Annotated in this window: 14 protein-coding genes; 5 read left to right on the forward strand and 9 right to left on the reverse strand. The window is 59.8% G+C overall.

Translation table 11 applies throughout. The features are described 5' to 3' along the window. Window positions 1-98: 98 nt before the first annotated feature. The 6 genes from ACZZ0B_RS21280 to ACZZ0B_RS21305 form a co-directional block, all read right to left on the reverse strand. Window positions 99-2,528, reverse strand: coding sequence for a TonB-dependent siderophore receptor (locus ACZZ0B_RS21280; protein ID WP_463546170.1), 2,430 nt, complete (start codon window positions 2,526-2,528; stop codon window positions 99-101). Between the two features lie 199 nt (window positions 2,529-2,727). Further along, window positions 2,728-3,717 carry a FecR family protein gene (locus ACZZ0B_RS21285; RefSeq protein ID WP_463546171.1) on the reverse strand — a complete coding sequence of 330 codons (990 nt, stop codon included), beginning with the start codon at window positions 3,715-3,717 and terminating at the stop codon, window positions 2,728-2,730. After that, window positions 3,714-4,280: an RNA polymerase sigma factor gene (locus ACZZ0B_RS21290; RefSeq protein ID WP_008087792.1), complete on the reverse strand. Its 567-nt coding sequence runs from the start codon at window positions 4,278-4,280 to the stop codon at window positions 3,714-3,716. Before ACZZ0B_RS21290 ends, ACZZ0B_RS21285 begins: the two co-directional genes overlap by 4 nt. Window position 4,281: 1 nt before the next feature. Beyond that, window positions 4,282-4,608, reverse strand: a complete 327-nt coding sequence (locus tag ACZZ0B_RS21295) for a DUF3325 domain-containing protein (protein WP_463546172.1) — start codon at window positions 4,606-4,608, stop codon at window positions 4,282-4,284. Continuing rightward, window positions 4,608-6,194 (reverse strand): PepSY-associated TM helix domain-containing protein, encoded by a 1,587-nt coding sequence (locus ACZZ0B_RS21300; protein ID WP_463546173.1) that lies wholly within the window; start codon window positions 6,192-6,194, stop codon window positions 4,608-4,610. The genes ACZZ0B_RS21295 and ACZZ0B_RS21300 overlap by 1 nt, the downstream gene beginning before the upstream one ends. Then, window positions 6,191-6,496, reverse strand: coding sequence for a DUF3649 domain-containing protein (locus ACZZ0B_RS21305; RefSeq protein WP_008087787.1), 306 nt, complete (start codon window positions 6,494-6,496; stop codon window positions 6,191-6,193). Before ACZZ0B_RS21305 ends, ACZZ0B_RS21300 begins: the two co-directional genes overlap by 4 nt. 190 nt (window positions 6,497-6,686) lie before the next feature. Between ACZZ0B_RS21305 and ACZZ0B_RS21310 the strand changes: the two genes are divergently transcribed. The 3 genes from ACZZ0B_RS21310 to fecA all read left to right on the forward strand — a co-directional run bounded on the left by ACZZ0B_RS21310 (window position 6,687) and on the right by fecA (window position 10,617). After that, window positions 6,687-7,175 carry a sigma-70 family RNA polymerase sigma factor gene (locus ACZZ0B_RS21310; protein ID WP_440093303.1) on the forward strand — a complete coding sequence of 163 codons (489 nt, stop codon included), beginning with the start codon at window positions 6,687-6,689 and terminating at the stop codon, window positions 7,173-7,175. Then, window positions 7,172-8,104 (forward strand): FecR domain-containing protein, encoded by a 933-nt coding sequence (locus ACZZ0B_RS21315; RefSeq protein WP_463546174.1) that lies wholly within the window; start codon window positions 7,172-7,174, stop codon window positions 8,102-8,104. Before ACZZ0B_RS21310 ends, ACZZ0B_RS21315 begins: the two co-directional genes overlap by 4 nt. 179 nt (window positions 8,105-8,283) lie before the next feature. Continuing rightward, window positions 8,284-10,617 carry a TonB-dependent Fe(3+) dicitrate receptor FecA gene (gene fecA / locus ACZZ0B_RS21320; protein WP_463546175.1) on the forward strand — a complete coding sequence of 778 codons (2,334 nt, stop codon included), beginning with the start codon at window positions 8,284-8,286 and terminating at the stop codon, window positions 10,615-10,617. A gap of 80 nt (window positions 10,618-10,697) precedes the next feature. On the opposite strand, the gene ACZZ0B_RS21325 is transcribed toward fecA, so the two are convergent. The 3 genes from ACZZ0B_RS21325 to ACZZ0B_RS21335 all read right to left on the reverse strand — a co-directional run bounded on the left by ACZZ0B_RS21325 (window position 10,698) and on the right by ACZZ0B_RS21335 (window position 14,112). Further along, window positions 10,698-12,338, reverse strand: coding sequence for an amidase (locus ACZZ0B_RS21325; RefSeq protein WP_008087782.1), 1,641 nt, complete (start codon window positions 12,336-12,338; stop codon window positions 10,698-10,700). Between the two features lie 218 nt (window positions 12,339-12,556). After that, on the reverse strand, window positions 12,557-12,964 hold the full coding sequence (locus ACZZ0B_RS21330) for an HPF/RaiA family ribosome-associated protein (protein ID WP_008087781.1): 408 nt from the start codon (window positions 12,962-12,964) through the stop codon (window positions 12,557-12,559). 200 nt (window positions 12,965-13,164) lie between these two features. Then, a complete protein-coding gene (locus ACZZ0B_RS21335) occupies window positions 13,165-14,112 on the reverse strand; it encodes a LysR substrate-binding domain-containing protein (protein WP_007914183.1) in 948 nt (315 codons plus the stop codon). 135 nt (window positions 14,113-14,247) lie between these two features. Between ACZZ0B_RS21335 and ACZZ0B_RS21340 the strand changes: the two genes are divergently transcribed. Further along, window positions 14,248-15,624 (forward strand): L-serine ammonia-lyase, encoded by a 1,377-nt coding sequence (locus tag ACZZ0B_RS21340; RefSeq protein ID WP_008087780.1) that lies wholly within the window; start codon window positions 14,248-14,250, stop codon window positions 15,622-15,624. An 86-nt stretch (window positions 15,625-15,710) separates the two neighbouring features. Next, window positions 15,711-17,012, forward strand: a complete 1,302-nt coding sequence (locus tag ACZZ0B_RS21345; protein WP_463546176.1) for a serine/threonine transporter — start codon at window positions 15,711-15,713, stop codon at window positions 17,010-17,012. Window positions 17,013-17,236: the final 224 nt, after the last annotated feature.

Consider the following 17,236-nt stretch of genomic DNA (forward strand, 5'->3'; position numbering starts at 1 on the left):
CAGCTCCCACAAATTCTTCAGTCGTTCACAAAGTTTGTGTTCGACCAATAACCTGTGGGAGCTGGCTTGCCAGCGATGAACGATGACGCGGTTGCGAATCAGAACTCCAGGGTGCTGGACAGCGAGATCTGCCGCGAATCGCCCATCGACACAAAGAACCGGCTCGCCGCCGAGGTGTAGTAAGTGCGATCAAACAGGTTCTTCACGTTGAGCTGAAACTTGATCTTCTGCCCTTCAATCTTGGTGTCGTAGGTAGCAAACGCATCAGCCACGGTGTAGCTCGGCAGATCGAAATCATTCACCGCGTTACCCGCCCGCTCACCGACATACCGCGCCCCGGCGCCGACGCGCAATTGATCGCCGCCGATCACGCTGCCGAAGTCATACACCGCCGACAACGAGCCGGTGTTCTTCGCCACGTTTTGCAGGCGTTTGCCTTTGTAGTCCGGGTCCTCGGTAACTTCGGCGTCGGTGTAGGCGTAGCTGCCGATCATGCTCCAGTGCTCGCTCAGTTGCCCGGTCAAGTCCAGTTCCAGACCGCGCGAGCGCACCTCGCCGGCCGCACTGTAAATCGTCGTCGGGCCCTCGGCGTTGGCCACCAGCACGTTGCGTTTCTTGATGTCGAACAAGGCGATGTTACCGGTGATGCGGCCCGGCATATCCAGACGCGCACCCAGCTCCCACGACTTGGCTTCTTCCGGCGCGATGCTGCCGTCGAGCACGGTGCTGCTGCCGCTCAGCGGGGCGATGGTCGAGTTGGGTTTGAACGATTCGGTGTAGCTGCCGTAGAACGACAAGGCGTCGGTGTAGCGATACACCAGGCCGGCGCGCGGCACCCACTTCTGCCCGTTGCTGTCGGTGTTGGCCTTGAACGGCACGCCTTTGCCGGCGTACTGGTCGTACTCCTGGAAGCGCCCGCCGGCGACCAGAATCCATTGATCGGTGAGGTGAATCGAGTCCTGCATGAACACCGAATCGCTGCGCAGTTCATCGGTCTGCGCGCTGTCGGCGGCACTGACCGTGGTGCCTTCGACTTCACGGCCATACACCGGATTGACGTAGCTGAAGGTGCTCAGGCTTTTCTGGCGAATCAGGTCAGCGCGGTAGATCTTGCGGTACTCGTCATCGACGCCGAACACCAGGTCATGCTGCATGCCCAGCACATTGACTTTGCCCTCGAGACTGGCGGTGGTGAAACGGTCAGTGCTGATCGCGTTTTGCGTGCCGTCCATGCTGCGGGTCAGCGTGCCTTTTTTGGTGTCGATGGCGGTTACGCGCACCTGACTGGCGTCGTAGGTCTCGCGGTTCCAGCTGTAGCCGAAATGGGCTTTCCAGTCGTCGTTGAGTTCGTGGTCGGCTTCGAAATGATAGAGATCAGACCGCCCTTCCATGTTGTTGAACGGCTCGTCGAGACGCTCGTTGCGCGAGATGTCCAGCGGATGATTGGTGCGCGGATCGATCAAGGTGCCACGGTCGAACGGCGTGAGAAATTCGCGATGCTCGTAGGCGAACAACAGCTTGGTGCTTTCACCGAACCAGGCCAGCGACGGAGCAATCAGAGTTTCGCGGTGGGTGCCGAAATTGCGCCAGTAATCTTCGTCTTCGTGATCGAGCACCATGCGATAGGCCAGCCCGGAATCGCCCAGCGCACCGGTGCTGTCGAAGGTGCCGCCGCTGCCATTCTTGCCGTCGCCGTAGGTCGAGCCGCGCAGGGTCAGCGCGTTGTACGGCGTCAGTTCCGGCTTCTTGCTGACCATGTTGACCACGCCGCCGGGGTCTTGAATCCCGTAGAGCAACGAGGCCGGGCCCTTGAGCACTTCGACGCGATCCACCGTGGCGTTCATGCCACGGCCCTGCACGATGGGCATGCCGTCGCGCATGATCGAGCCGTTACGGTTGTCGCCGAAACCGCGGGTCATCACCGAGTCCTGCGTGCTGCCCAAGGTGTTGCCCTGAGTGATGCCGCTGACGTTGGCCAGTGCGTCGTCGAGATTGCGCGGTGCCTGATCGCGGATGACCTGCGCCGGGATGACGTTGACGGTCTGCGGGACTTCCTGCAGCGAGGCCGACGAGCGCATTACCGAGCTGGTTGGCGGCGGTTGGTAGCTGGTCGATTCGTCGCGCAGCGAGGTGATGGTGGTGGCGCCGAGGTTCAGTGCGCCTTCGGTCGGTTTGGGTTCCAGCGCCAGGGTGTGGCTGTCGGTGCGGCGAAAGTTCAGACCGGAACCTGTGAGCAACTTCTGCAGCGCCTGTTCCGCACTCATCTGGCCGCTGACCGCCGGCGCGGTGAGACCGTACGGCGCTTCATCGGTATAGACCACGCTTTGCCCGGTGACGCGGCTGAAGTCGCTGAGGGCTTGCGGCAGCGGTTTGGCGGCCAAGGCGAAATTGAACTGCTTCTGCGTCGGGCTGCTGACGGTTTCAGCGGCCAGGGCGATGCTCATCGGCAACAACGCCAAAGCCGAAAAACTCAATGCCGACACGCTTAACCACTGTTTGACCGAACCCGATTTTGCCCTGGACTTCATTGCTCAATGACCTGTGTAGAACCGCAACGGATGCGAATGACTCGCAGTTTCAGTCACTACACGGATGGCGTTCGGGTTTACCTCATCACTATTTGAAAATATTTATTCGAGATCAAAAGATCGCAGCCTTCGGCAGCTCCTACAGGGGATCGCATTTCAATGTAGGAGCTGCCGCAGGCTGCGATCTTTTGACGTCGCCTCAACGCAAAATAATCAAATGCCCCAACACCTGATGCTGCTCAAACCCCAACACCCCTTGCAGAGAATTCAGAACAGCCTGCGGATCCTTGCTCGGAAAACTGCCACTGACCTTGCGCGCCGCCAGCTCATCATTGAGCAGCACAATCCGCCCCGGGTAATACCGGCGCAAATCCGCCACCACCTCCGCTAGCGTCGACTTGTAGTAAGTCAGCCAGCCCTGACGCCAGGCCAGTTGCGCCTCGCTGTCCACCGCATGGACTTTTCGCGCTGTACCGTCGGCATAAGCAACTTGCTGCCCCGCTGTGAGAATCTGCTGTTCGCCCAGATGATCCGCCTTCACGCCAACGCGTCCTGACAATACCGTGACCTGCGCGCCATGCGGCTGCAGACGCACTTCGAATTGCGTCCCGAGCACCCGCGCTTCACCTTGATCAGCCGCCACCACAAACGGATCGCCGGTGTGCGTCACGCTGAAAAAACCGCCGCCACGGCGCAACTGCACATGGCGCTCGCCACGGCTGAAATCCACGGCAATCGCACTGTCAGCATCGAGGGTGACTTGCGATTGATCGGCCAACGTCACCGTGCGAATTTCACCCGGTGCGGAAACGTAATCCGCCCCCAGATCATCGATCCAGCGCTGCGGCTGCCACCCGGTGCCGAGGCTGATCATCAACAACAGACACGCGGCCATCGCCAGCGCGCCCGACCACCGCAACAGCTGCGGACGACGCGGCCGATCCATCGCATCGAGAAAACCCTGAAGCGCCAAAGCGTCTTCATCGGCCAACGTTCGCGCCGGGCCTTCGCTCAACTCCCAGACCACTTGCGCCTGCGCGTACGCCTCGGCGTGCGCCGGATCGGCGCGCAGCCATTGGCTGAAGGTGAGTTGATCGCCCGCGCTTGGCCGATCATGCAACAGGCTCAGCCAAGCGAATGCAGCCTGCTCCTGAGCCGGTGTCGGGGTGACGTAATCGGTTGGCTTCACGGTGCTTTCCCTGGCGTGCGTGGCGCGGGTTCGCGCAGGCTGGCCTTGCAGGCCTCGAGGGCGCGCATCATATGTTTTTCCACGGCACTTTGGGACAGGCCCATGGCCTTGGCGATGTCTGCGTACTTGCGACCGTGGATGCGATTGAGCAAGAAGATCTGCCGAGTGCGCTCGGGCAACGCGCGCAACGCGGCTTCGACATGGCGCAGATCATTGCCCGCTTCAAGCGCGGCTTGCGGTTCGCTGCCGTGGCAGTCCGGCTCATCCGGTTGCCAGCCTTCGTTGACCCGCGTACGCGTGCCTTCGCTGCGCAAATGGTCGATGGCGATGTTGCCGGCGCAGCGCAAAAGATAGGTGCTGAGTTCTTCAACCTGCACCAACGGCCGCCGCCAGAAACGCAGAAACAGATCCTGCACCAGATCCGCCGCTGTCGCCCGGCAGCCGACACGCCGGTTCACCAGCGCCTCCATTTGCGAACGCTGGGACAGGAACACCTGGAGAAAATGCGCACGTGCGCCGCGCGGTTCGTCGTCGCGCGATTCCGGAGGGACACCGATCAGCACGTCAGCACTGCGCCCATGCCGCCACCGGGCTGGCCAACAGACTCAGCCCGGCCAGCGCCAACGCCAGACGCGGGCGATAAGGCAGCAGCAACACCAGGGTCAATGCGCTGAGCATCAGCACGGCGAACCAGTCGACCAGACCAAAACTCCAACCGTTCACGGTCACCGCCGCCCACAGCGACAAACACAGCAACAAACAGCCACCGATTCTCAGCCCCTGACGACGCGCGGCCGAAGGTTTGTGGCCGAGCAGTTCATCGTGGTGTCGCGGCATCGACAGACACAACGCGGTGAACCCTGCGTAACACAGCAGCAGCGCCAACAGCATCAGTTCGCTCCCTGCTCAAGGGTGATCGGCCGAGCCTTTTCACGACGGGTTTTTTTCACGTTGACGGTGCTGCCGGCACGCTGCATTTTCCATGCGGCCCACGCCAGAAACACGCCGGTGGCGAGGCAGGTCAGATCAAAACCGGCGAGAGTCCAATCGCCCTGCGTCAGGGTCGCCGCGAGATTCCACGGCGTGGTCAGCGCATTGATCACCGGCACGGCCGTAAACAGCAACGCGCCGCCCGCGAGTTGCTCGACCCAGGCCTTGCGACCCGGACGCAAAAATGCGTGTATCACGCTCAGCCCCCAAGCGATAAAGAACGCATTCACTTCCCAATCCGCACGCCCGGCGAGACCTGTCGGCAGCAGACGATTGGCCAGGAAAAACACCGCCACCGCCGTCACCAGCCCGGCCATGCTGGCGATGTTCAGCACCTCCACCAAGCGCAGCTCGAATGGCATCACGCCGCTTTTGGCATGTTTGAGTTGACGCTTGCCGAGCCAGATCACCAGCCCGGTGCCGATCATCGCGGTGCCGGCCAGCCCGCAGATGAAGTACAGCCAACGCAAGACCGGGCCAGCGAAGTGGCCCATGTGCAAACCGTAGAACGCGCCCCCGACGGCCATGGCCATCGGCTGATCCGGCGTGCTGCCGAGCATCTGCCCGCTTACGCCGTTGAACGTCACTGCACGGCCGAAATCGTGCACCACGCGATCGCCGGCACGCGACAGCACCACTGTCGCGTTGGCGTCGCCCGGATTGTTCACCGACAGTCGCGCCGTATGGCCGCCCGACCATCGCTCGCTGGCCTTGGCCAACAGCGGTGCCATGGGCGCCAGCGCCTGCGGAATGTTGGCGCGTTCCGGGGTATTGGATGCAGGAAAAACCTCATCATAAAACTTGTTCACGTCGCTACCGTACGACGCCAAAATGCTCGCCGGCATGACCATCGACATAAAAATCACCAGGCTGCTGTAAGTGATCATCAGGTGAAACGGCAACACCAGCACGCCCACCGCGTTATGCCCGTCAAGCCACGAGCGCTGGCCTTTGCGCGGACGGAAGGTGAAGAAGTCCTTGAAGATTTTCTTGTGGGTGATGATCCCGGTAATCAGCGCGACAAACATCACCATCGCGGCGATGGTCGCCAGCCAGCGCCCCCACGGATAAGGCATCTGCAGCTGGAAGTGGAAACGGTAGAAGAACTCGCCGCCCATGCTTTCGCGGCCCTGCACTTCGGCGCCGGTCTGGGCGTCGAGGGTTTTCGATTCGAAGCGGCCGCGCACGCCGGGTTGCGCGGGCGCCTGTTGCCAGCGCACGGTCAGGCCGGGGTCACGCGCATCGGGCAAGTCGATCAACCAGCGCGAAGCACCGGCCGCATGTTGCTGCAGATAATCTTGCGCCAGGCTCAGGCTTGTTTCGGCATTGATCGGCCGCGCCGGGATTTCCGGCTGCATCCAGTGCGTGGTTTCGTCGTTGAAATAGGCCAGGGTGCCGGTCAGAAAAATCGCGAACAGCAGCCAGCCGAACACCAATCCGGTCCAGGTGTGCAACCAGGCCATCGCCTGGCGAAAGCCCTCTTTCATGCAAAACCCAACCCGCGCGCGGCGCCGGAGATGGTCGCCAGAATCACGCTCGGCACCAGCAGACCGACCCACGCCGACCATGCGGTGCGGCAGGCGAAGCACCAGAGCACAGCCACCAGATAGACCAGAAACGAAACGGTCATGCCGGTCACCACGGCTTCGGCACGGCTCAATGGCAACCACATCGTCAGTGTGACACTGGCCAGCGCCGCGACCAGATAACCGCCAAACACCGCGGCCAGCACCCGTGAGGTGACGGCCAGACGATAGGACATGGGGAGTGCGGCGAGTTTGGCTTTCATGTTTCGACCCTGAAACGAAAACGTCCGGCCGACAAGCCGAACCAATAGGCGAGCAATATTAATGATAAATATTCTCATATGCAAAAGCATCTGATTGCCGGGAAGTATAACCAGCCTCTACAATGCGAACAGTTCTTGTTCTCTAACGCATGCTCTCTACCGCGTCATCACAGCGCCCGGAGTAATACCGTTGTCGTCCGTCCATTGCGTCGAATCGCTTTATCAGGCCCATCACAGCTGGCTTACCGGCTGGCTGCGGCGCAAGCTCGGCTGCCCGGACAGCGCGGCGGATCTGGCGCAAGACACTTTTATCAAGGTACTGACCGCGCGCGAGCCGCCGGTGATCATCGAACCGCGCGCCTTTCTCACCACCCTCGCCAAGCGGGTGGTGTTCAATCACTACCGCCGTCAGGACCTGGAACGCGCCTACCTCGACACGCTCGCGCAAATGCCGGAAATGGTCGCGCCGTCGGAAGAACACAAAGCCATCATCCTGCAAACCTTGATCGAGCTGGATGAGCTGCTCGATGGCTTGCCGCGTCAGGTCAAACGCGCGTTTTTGCTCGCGCAGGTCGATGGCCTGACGTATCCACAGATCGCCACTGAACTCGGCATCTCCGTGGCCACGGTCAAACGTCATCTGAACAAGGCGGCGATGCGCTGCTATTTCTCCCTATGAACCGCGCGCCGGATTTCTCCTCGCAGGTCGCCGAACAAGCGGTGCACTGGCTGATGGAAATGCAGCAAGGCGCACTGAGTCCGCACCAGCAAAGGGCGATGCAACAGTGGCTGGATGCGCACAGCGAACACCGTCGGGCGTGGGAACACATTCAGCGGGTCAACCAGCGACTGCGCGGTGTGTCTTCGCCATTGGCGCATGCGGCGTTGAACGCGCCGAAGTCCGCTAGCCGACGTCACGCACTGAAACTGCTGCTGATTCTCGGCGCGGGTTCGGCCGCCACCTGGGGCATGCGCGAACATAATCCGCTGCCGTCGTTACTCGCCGACTACCGCAGCCCTGTTGGCCAACGGCGCAAAGTGGCGTTGGGCGCGGGCGATCAATTGCATCTCAACACGGCGAGTGCGGCTGACGTGCGGATTGATCAGCGCCTGATTCGTTTGCTTGAAGGCGAAATGTCCCTGACCGCGTCGCACGCGTTTGAAGTGCGTACGGCGCAGGGAATGCTGAGAACTCAGGGAGCACGGCTCAATGTCCGGCAATTTGCCGATCGCACGCAGGTTGCACTGTTTGAAGGTCGGGTCGAGCTGACCGCCGATGGACGTGCGCCGATGTTGCTGCCAGTGGCACGGCAACTGAGTTTTACCTCGACGTCTGTTGGTGAAGCGAAAGCGCTGGATGCCAACAGTGGAGCGTGGGTGGACGGCATGTTGGTGGCGGCGCATATGCGCTTGGGGGATTTTCTCGATGAACTCGGTCGCTATCGTCGTGGGCAGCTTAATTGCGACAGGAAGGTTGCTGATTTGTTGATCTCCGGGACCTACCCGCTGGACGACAGTGAGCGGATTCTCGATCTGTTGGAAATCAGTTTGCCGGTGAAGGTGAGGCGTTTTACCCGCTATTGGGTGACCGTTGAGGCGCGGGTGTAAGGAACAAGATCAAAGGATCGCAGCCTTCGGCAGCTCCTACAGGAGATATGCATTCCAGATGTAGGAGCTGCCGAAGGCTGCGATCTTTTGATCCTTGAAAAATAAATGAGCCGTTTTTCAGATCTGGCGTGACAGAGAAGGAAAGCCCCCTTGATTCCACCTTCTCAGGATCACCCACCATGCACCCCACCCGCCTCACGCCACTGGCCCGCAGCCTGCGCAATCTCGTCCTCGGCGCCAGCCTGAGCTTCAGCGCCCTGCCCGCCGCGATGGCGGCCGACACCAAGGCTTATCACATTGCACCGTCGTCGCTGGAAAACGCCCTCAACCAGTTTGGCCGTGAAGCGGGTGTGCTGATCTCTTTCGGTTCGCAAGTCACCAGTGGTGTGCAAAGCCGTGGTCTGGAAGGCAGCTATACGCCTGAGCAAGGTCTGAATGCGCTGCTCGAAGGCACCGGTCTGCAAGCACGCGCCGAAGGTAACAACGCGTTCAGCCTGCAACCGATCGCCGATGCCGCGCTGGAGCTGGACACCTCGAAAGTCGTCGGCGACTGGCTCGGTGAAGCCGAACAGGTCAACGTCTTCGAACATCCGGGCGCTCGCGATGTGATCCGCCGCGAAGAGTTCGAACGTCAGGGCGCGACTCAAGCGCGCGATGTGCTCAACCGCATCCCCGGCGTCAACGCCCCGGAAAACAACGGCACTGGCAGCCATGACATGGCGCTGAACTTCGGCATTCGCGGTTTGAATCCGCGCCTGGCCGCACGCTCGACCGTGTTGATGGACGGCATTCCCGTGCCGTTCGCACCCTACGGCCAACCGCAGCTGTCGTTCGCCCCGATCAGCATGGGCAACATGGATGCCGTGGACGTGGTTCGCGGCGGCGGTGCTGTGCGCTACGGTCCGCAGAACGTCGGCGGCGTGGTCAACTTCGTGACCCGCGCGATTCCTGACGAGCCAACCGTCAAGGGCGGCTTCCAGACTGAAACCAGCCCTTCGTCGAGTCACGACGGCTTCAAGACCAGCGCCAACCTGTTGGCCGGTGGCACCAATGCCAATGGTCTCGGCGGCGCGTTGCTGTACTCCGGCACCCGTGGCGGTGACTGGCGCGAACACAGCGACACCGAAATCGACGACCTGATTCTCAAGGGCAAATACCAGCTCGACGAGGCCAACAGCTTCAACGCCATGGCCCAATATTACGAAGGCAAGGCCGACATGCCCGGCGGTCTGAACGTCGCCGATTACGATGCCGATCCGTATCAGTCGACGCGCCCGAAAGACCAGTTCTGGGGCCGTCGCACGATGTTCAACTTCGGCTATCGCTACCAGGAAGATCGCCGCGAATTCACCGCCAACACCTTCTTCACCAAGACCCTGCGCAGCGGCTATCTCGATCAGGGCTCGTTCCTCTCGCTGTCGCCGCGCGAGTATTGGGTGCGTGGTCTGGAAACCCGTTTCGCCCAAGGCTTCGACCTCGGCCCGAGCAGCCATGAAGTCGGCGTCGGTTATCGTTACATCAACGAGGCGGGCCACGAACTGCGCTATCGCACGCCGATCGCCAGCAACGAATACCCGACCACCAACAGCCGCAATGACCGCGACACCCGTGGCGGCACCGAGGCCAATGCGTTCTTCGTCGACGACCGCATCGACATCGGCAAATGGACCATCACTCCGGGCGTGCGCTACGAGATGATCGAGTCGCAGCAGACCAACAACCTGACCAACGTAAAATACAAGGGCGACTACAACACCGCGCTGCCGGCGTTGAATGTGCTTTATCACCTGACCGACAGCTGGAACCTGTACGCCAACACCGAAGGTTCGTTCGGCAGCGTGCAGTACAGCCAGATGCCCAACCGCGTCAGCAGCGGCGAAGTGAAACCGGAAAAGGCCCGTACCTGGGAACTTGGCACCCGCTATGACAATGGCGCGTTGCGCGCGGAAATCGGCGCGTTCCTGATCAACTTCGACAATCAGTACGAAAGCAACCAGACCAACGATTCGGTGATCGCCCGTGGCGAAACCCGTCATCAGGGCATTGAGACCAGCGTCAATTACGCGCTGGATGACTTGAGCCCGGCGCTGGCCGGTTTCGATGTCTACGCGACTTACGCCTTCGTTGACGCGACCATTCGCGAAGACGGGCCGAACAAAGGTAATCGTGTGCCGTTCTCGTCGAAGCACAAAGGCACGATTGGTGTGGGTTACACCGAAGGGCCGTGGAAGTTGAATCTGGACAGCAGTTTCCAGAGTGACCAGTTCGCCGACAACGCCAACACCTCACAAGAAAGCGCCGACGGCAGTACCGGCAAGATTCCGGGTTACATGCTTTTCAGTAGCCGCGCGGGTTATGACTTCGGGCCGCAGTTGGCGGATCTGAACGTGGCGGTGGGAGTGAAGAACATCTTCAACACGCAGTACTTCACGCGCTCGTTTGATGACAACAACAAGGGTAAATATGTCGGTGAGCCACGCACCGTGTATGTGCAGACATCCGTAGCGTTCTGAGTGTTGTTGGCACCTTGATTGATAGCCCGTCGAACCCGTGCCCGGTGCAATGGGCCGAGTTCGACGGCACACCTTAGGATTCAGGATTCAGGTTTGGGCCCGGGCGTCGTTTGCAGATCACCTGCAACCAGTCGGCCTTTGACGAATTGTTCATAGTCATAGGCGTAGCCGATCAGCTCGCGCTCGCTCCACATGCGACCGACGAAGATCAGCGAAAACGGCTGTCCTCCGGGGTACGCACCACTGGGCACCACCACACCGGGAATGCCGGCAATATTGATGATCGAAGAGGTCGTCGCGTCCATGAATCCCCCATATACATCACCCACGGGCTCGAACATTTGCGGGAATACCAGCGCATCGAGCTGATGCTCACGCATGACCCGGTTGATGATGCGCAAATAGTGCTCGCGAAGATCGGCAAACTCGGACAGGTCGGGAGCGATGGCCGGTGTCTGGTATGACCGCGCCAGCACGGGCAACTGCGTCACGTAGTACTCAAGCGGGCCATCGGATTCAAACAGCTTTACGCCGATTCGCTCCTGCAATTGCTCAAGCGAATGAACCTCTGCACTGGCACCCAGCTTGCGCAGATAACGATCAAGATCATACGCATGGGCATCCGATCCGCGCGCGTCATAACTGCCGTCAACCGGCGCCAGGTCAACCAGGCCGGACCCGCTGAACGGGTCGTCAATCACCACAGCGCCCAGCTTCTGAAGCTGACTTATCGCCTTGCGATACTGTGTTTTTGTTTCTGCCGGTAGAGTGGCAAACGCCTTGTTCCAGCCCGCGCCGAATAATCCGATACGCTTGCCGTTGAGTTCGCCCGGACGCAAATCGGTCGCATACCCCGTCTGCGGGATATTGCCAAAGGCCGCGGTGGTTTTAGGATCGTCCAGGGTGTAACCGGCCAATACGTCCAAAGTAATGGCCGCGTCTTGCACGGTGCGGGCGATGGGTCCGACAACATCGCGGGTTGAACCCGCTTGCGGAATCACGCCAGAATTTGGAATCAAACCGAACGTCGGTTTGATCCCGACAAGACTCTGCGCTGCTGCCGGATTTTGAATCGATCCGCCGGTTTCCTCGGCCAGCCCGACCACGGCAAAGTTCGCCGCGACAGCGGTGGCAGAGCCTGCCGAAGAGCCACCCGGCAACCACGCGCGATTGAGCGCGTTATACGTCACGCCCGCCCAGCTGTCATTGGCGTTGGCAGGGCTTCCAGAAAATACCGGCACATTGGTTTTCGCCAGAATGATCGCGCCGGCAGCCCGCAGTCGTTGAACCACGGCAGAATCTTTTTCCGGAATCAGGTCGATGCCACCGGCTTTGGAGGAGAGAGGGGCATAACCGGCGGTGGAGGCAAATCCAGCCATGTCCATAGTGTCCTTCACGACCACAGGAACGCCCGCCATCTGCGCAAGTTTCTCTCCGGACTTGCGCCGCCGATCAATATCACGCGCTTCATCCAGCGCCTTCGAGTTCATCACGGTAAAGGCGTTGTAATAGGGATTGTATTGATCAATGCGAGACAGGAAGGCTTTTGTCAGTTGCTCCGACGTGTAGCGCCCGTCCTCGAAACCTTGTTGAATCTGCGTAATGGTCAGTTCCCTGATATCAATCGGGCAGCTTTGAACCTGGGCGCTGAACATGCCGATCGCTGCTCCGGCCAATGCCGAAAGAATAAACCGTGGAAAAGGGGCCAGAACAAACTCCATTACAATCATCCTTGATTTGTACAACTTCTCGATAAACTTGACCGAACTAGTATTTGAAACGAACTGACGCGCGGGAAAACCAAAACAATCGTGTAATCACGCTGATACAAATGCGGTGATTCGTTTATTTGATATCAACTTGAAATCATCTTGCACAAACAAAAACGGGCCTGCTTTCGCAGGCCCGTTCTCATCGGGTGGCTTATAAAATCAGCGCATCAACTGTTGATCGCTGCCTGTTCATTCTCATCAAACTCTTCCGCCAACAGCTTGTCGTTGGCCTTGCCACTGAATGGCACTACAGCGGCGCGTGGTTTACCTCGCAGTTTGCCGAAAAGGTGCTCCAAAGCATGCTCGAGTTTTTCGGCAGCGCCGTCGATCGCCTGTTCCAGCGAATCGGCTTTATGGGTCACGGAAATCGGTTGATGGCCTTTTGGCCGCGCTTCCAGTTGGCAGCGCATGTCATGGGGACCTGGTTTGTCACCGTTCTCGTCGCTCAGGTGGACTTCGACACGGGTCAGGTCTTCTTCATAACGTTCGAGCGTGCTCTCAATGGTTGTACGTACCCACTCCTCCAGTCGTTGACTACTTTGAATATGGTTATCGCTGTTGACTTGGATTTGCATAGTTCATCCCTTATTTCAGCTAGCTCGCGAGGGGCCTTGAATTGAATTTCCTGACCCCTTGGTTACAACAATCGGCCCGACCGGCGAACATTTCAACCCCTGAAAAAAGATAAATATTCATTCGCAAAAAAAGCCGGACAACCGAGCAAAGCGCTGGTAAGGTCGGGAGTTGGGTCGCCCCGTCATCCGGCAAAATTTGCTCACAATTGCCCGTCGTTCAACGGGTGCAGACTGCGAAATATCCCCGCTTCTTCGACCAGCCAATCATGCACCGCACGCACGCCCGGATGGCTCAACGCACCTGGCGCGTACAGCAACACATAGCGTTTATGGTTGGGCACCGACAGGCCGAACGGCACAATCAGCGTGCCGCGCTCCAGTTCATCGTTAAGCAATGTGCGCCGGGCAATCGCCACGCCCATGCCGGCAATCGCCGCTTCAATGGTCAGGTGATTGCGGTTGAAGGTGTGCCCGCGCCTTACGTCGGCGCCTTCAAAACCGATCGCATTCAAATAAAACTCCCACTCCGCGTATTCATAACTGCCGCGCCAGGCGGTGATGTCGTGCAGCAACGGAAAATGCACCAGATCCGCCGGCCCGTGCAGCGGCGGTCGCCCGCGCAACAGGCTCGGCGCACACACCGGGAAAATCTGCTCGTCGAGCAAGGCTGTGGATAACAATCCCGGATAACTACCGTCGTTCAGATCGATCGCCAGATCAAAGTCACCCTCGTGCAACGGCACGCTGCTGTCTTCGGCAACCAGCCGTAGCTGAATGTCCGGATAGCGCTGTTGCAAACGTGGCAGGCGCGGCGTCAGCCACTTGCTGAGAAAAGACGGAATCGAGCGCACACGCAAGATTCCGCTGATCATCCCGGCATCGAGCCGACGCAATTCCGCATCGATGCTGCCATACGCTTCATTGACGGTAATGGCCAGCCGCTGCCCTTCTGCACTCAATTCCACACCGCGCGCACGCCGATGAAACAGGCGAAATCCCAGGCGCTCCTCCAGTTGGCGAATTTGCTGGCTGACCGCGCCGGGGGTGATGTGCAGCTCTTCGGCACATCGGGTGAACGACAGATGCCGCGCGGCACAGGAAAACACCTGTAGCCAGACGTAGGTCTGCGCATGCAATTGACGACTCATTGTTTAGTCCTGCTAAAGGCTTACTTAGGAAGTTTCGTTAGTCACGTAGGACTGAGGTAGGCAGTATCGCCGACATTGCGCTTGTCCTACAAAAAATGGCAGCGATTCCCACTCCATTGCTTGTAAGGGTTTAGCATGGCTATCAGTGTTTTCGATCTATTCAAAGTCGGCATCGGCCCGTCCAGCTCCCATACCGTCGGCCCGATGCGGGCGGCTGCGACCTTCGCTCAGGCGTTGATCGACCAGTGTGTGCTCAACGATGTGCGCCGTGTAGAGATCCGCCTGTACGGCTCGTTGTCGGCCACCGGCGTCGGTCACGCCACCGACCGCGCAACCGTCATGGGCCTGATGGGCGAATGGCCGGACAGCATCGATCCGTCGACCATCGATCCACGCATTCAGCAATTGCGCGAGACAGGCCAACTGTCCCTCGCCGGGCAAAGAGAAATTGCCTTCAACTGGCAGCGCGATCTCCTGCTGCTGGACGAGAGCCTGCCCTACCACCCCAACGCCATGTCGCTGACAGCCTTTGGCGAAACGGCCGAGCTGTTCAAGCAGACGTACTACTCGGTGGGCGGCGGTTTCATCATCGAAGCGGCCGAAGCCGAGTCCGGTGTAGCGCCGGCTGGCGACGTGGTGTTGCCGTACGACTTTTCCAGCGCTGCCGAACTGCTGGCACTGTGCAAGAAGAACAACCTGCGCGTGTCCGAACTGATGATGGCCAACGAACGCGCCTGGCGCAGCGACGCCGAAATCCGCCAGGGCCTGCTGCACATCTGGTCGGTGATGCGCGAGTGCGTCGAGCAGGGTTTGCGCCACGAAGGCATCCTGCCCGGCGGTCTGAATGTGCCGCGCCGTGCGGCGAAATTGCACCGCAGCCTGTTGGAAATAGGCAAGCCGAACGTGATCAGTTCAACACTGTCGGCGATGGAATGGGTCAATCTGTTCGCCCTCGCCGTCAACGAAGAGAACGCTGCCGGCGGGCGCATGGTCACCGCGCCGACCAATGGTGCAGCCGGGATCATCCCGGCGGTTCTGCACTACTACATGAAATTCAACCCGGATGCGTCTGACGATGACGTGGTCGCTTTCTTTCTCGGTGCGGCTGCGGTCGGCATTCTGTGTAAGAAAAATGCCTCGATCTCCGGCGCCGAAGTTGGCTGTCAGGGCGAAGTCGGTTCGGCGTGCGCCATGGCCGCAGCCGGCCTTGCCGATGTGCTCGGCGCGACCCCCGAGCAACTGGAAAACGCCGCAGAAATTGGCCTGGAACATAACCTCGGCCTGACCTGCGACCCGGTCGGCGGCCTGGTGCAGGTGCCGTGTATTGAACGCAATGCGATCGCCGCCGTGAAGGCGATCAACGCCACGCAAATGGCCCTGCGCGGCGACGGCAACCACTTTATTTCCCTCGACCGGGTGATCCGCACCATGCGCGATACCGGCGCCGACATGCATGACAAATACAAAGAGACTTCACGGGGTGGCCTGGCCGTGAGCTGGGTGGAGTGCTGAGGCGCATTCCCTGACCGCCCCGGCAGACCGCATTCGACGGTCTGCCAACCGTGAGCCCGAGCAAGAATAATAACGAGGCGATACCGATGACCGATGTACGTACACCTGCTGCCGAAAATCCCGCTGTAGAGCGCACAAGCAAAACAGAAACGGCCCACAAGGGCTGGAGCAAATCCGACACCACCTGGATGCTGGGCCTGTACGGCACGGCCATCGGTGCCGGTACCTTGTTCCTGCCAATCAACGCCGGTGTCGGCGGTTTCTGGCCGTTGCTGATTCTGGCGGTACTGGCCTTCCCGATGACGTTTTTTGCGCACCGGGGCCTGACCCGTTTCGTCTTGTCCGGGCGTTCCGGGAACATCACCGAAGTGGTGGAAGAACACTTCGGCGTCGGCGCCGGCAAGCTGATCACGCTGCTGTATTTCTTTGCGATCTTCCCGATCCTGCTGGTGTACAGCGTGGCGCTGACCAACACCCTGAGCAGCTTTCTCGAACACCAGCTGCACATCGCCCCGCCGCCACGGGCGATCCTCTCGCTGGCGCTGATCCTCGGTCTGATGGCGATTGTCCGTTGCGGCCAGACGGTGATCGTCAAAGCCATGAGCGTGCTGGTTTATCCGTTTGTCGCCGCCTTGTTGCTGCTTGCCCTTAGCCTGATCCCGAACTGGAACGGCGCGTTCTTCGCCAGCGCTCAGGAAGCGATGCCGATGTCGGTGTTCTTCAAAACCATGTGGCTGGCGATCCCGGTGATGGTGTTCTCGTTCAACCATTCGCCGATCATCTCGGCGTTCGCGGTTGATCAGAAGCAGCGCTACGGCGAGCAGGCCGAACGCAAGAGCAGCGGCATCCTCGCCATGGCGCACGGCATGATGGTCGTTACGGTGATGTTCTTCTGCTTCAGCTGTGTGCTGGCGTTGTCGCCGGCGGATCTGGCAGCGGCGAAGGCGCAGAACATTTCGATTCTGTCGTACCTGGCCAACCACTTCCAGACCCCGGTCATCGCTTACGCCGCGCCGTTGATTGCGCTGGTGGCGATCACCAAATCCTTCCTCGGCCACTACATCGGCGCCAGCGAAGGCTTCCAGGGCATGATCGTGAAAAGCCTGCGCAGCCGTGGCCGGGTGATTTCGGCGAGCTGGCTGAATCGCGCGACCGCTGTGTTCATGATCCTCAGCTGCTGGGCCGTGGCGACCTTCAACCCGAGCATTCTGGGGATGATCGAAACCCTCGGCGGGCCGGTGATTGCCTGCCTGTTGTTCCTGATGCCGATGTACGCCATCCGCCGTGTACCAGCCTTGCGCCAGTATTCGGGCCAGGCATCCAACGTGTTTGTGGTGTTGATCGGCCTGATTGCACTGTCAGCGATCATCTACTCGGTTCTGCCCTGAAAACGCGCCATAAAAAAAGGCGAGCCAAGCGGCTCGCCTTTTTTTATGCCCGTGTTCATTGTTCGACAATTTTCCCGGCACAGCCCTTGCAAACTCCCCCTGTAGGAGCTGTCGAGTGAAACGAGGCTGCGATCTTTTGACCTTCATGACCGAAATCAAAACATTGAAGATCAAAAGATCGCAGCCTTCGGCAGCTCCTACGTGAGTAACCAGGACAGGACACG

The organism is Pseudomonas sp. AC247, from assembly GCF_979258015.1.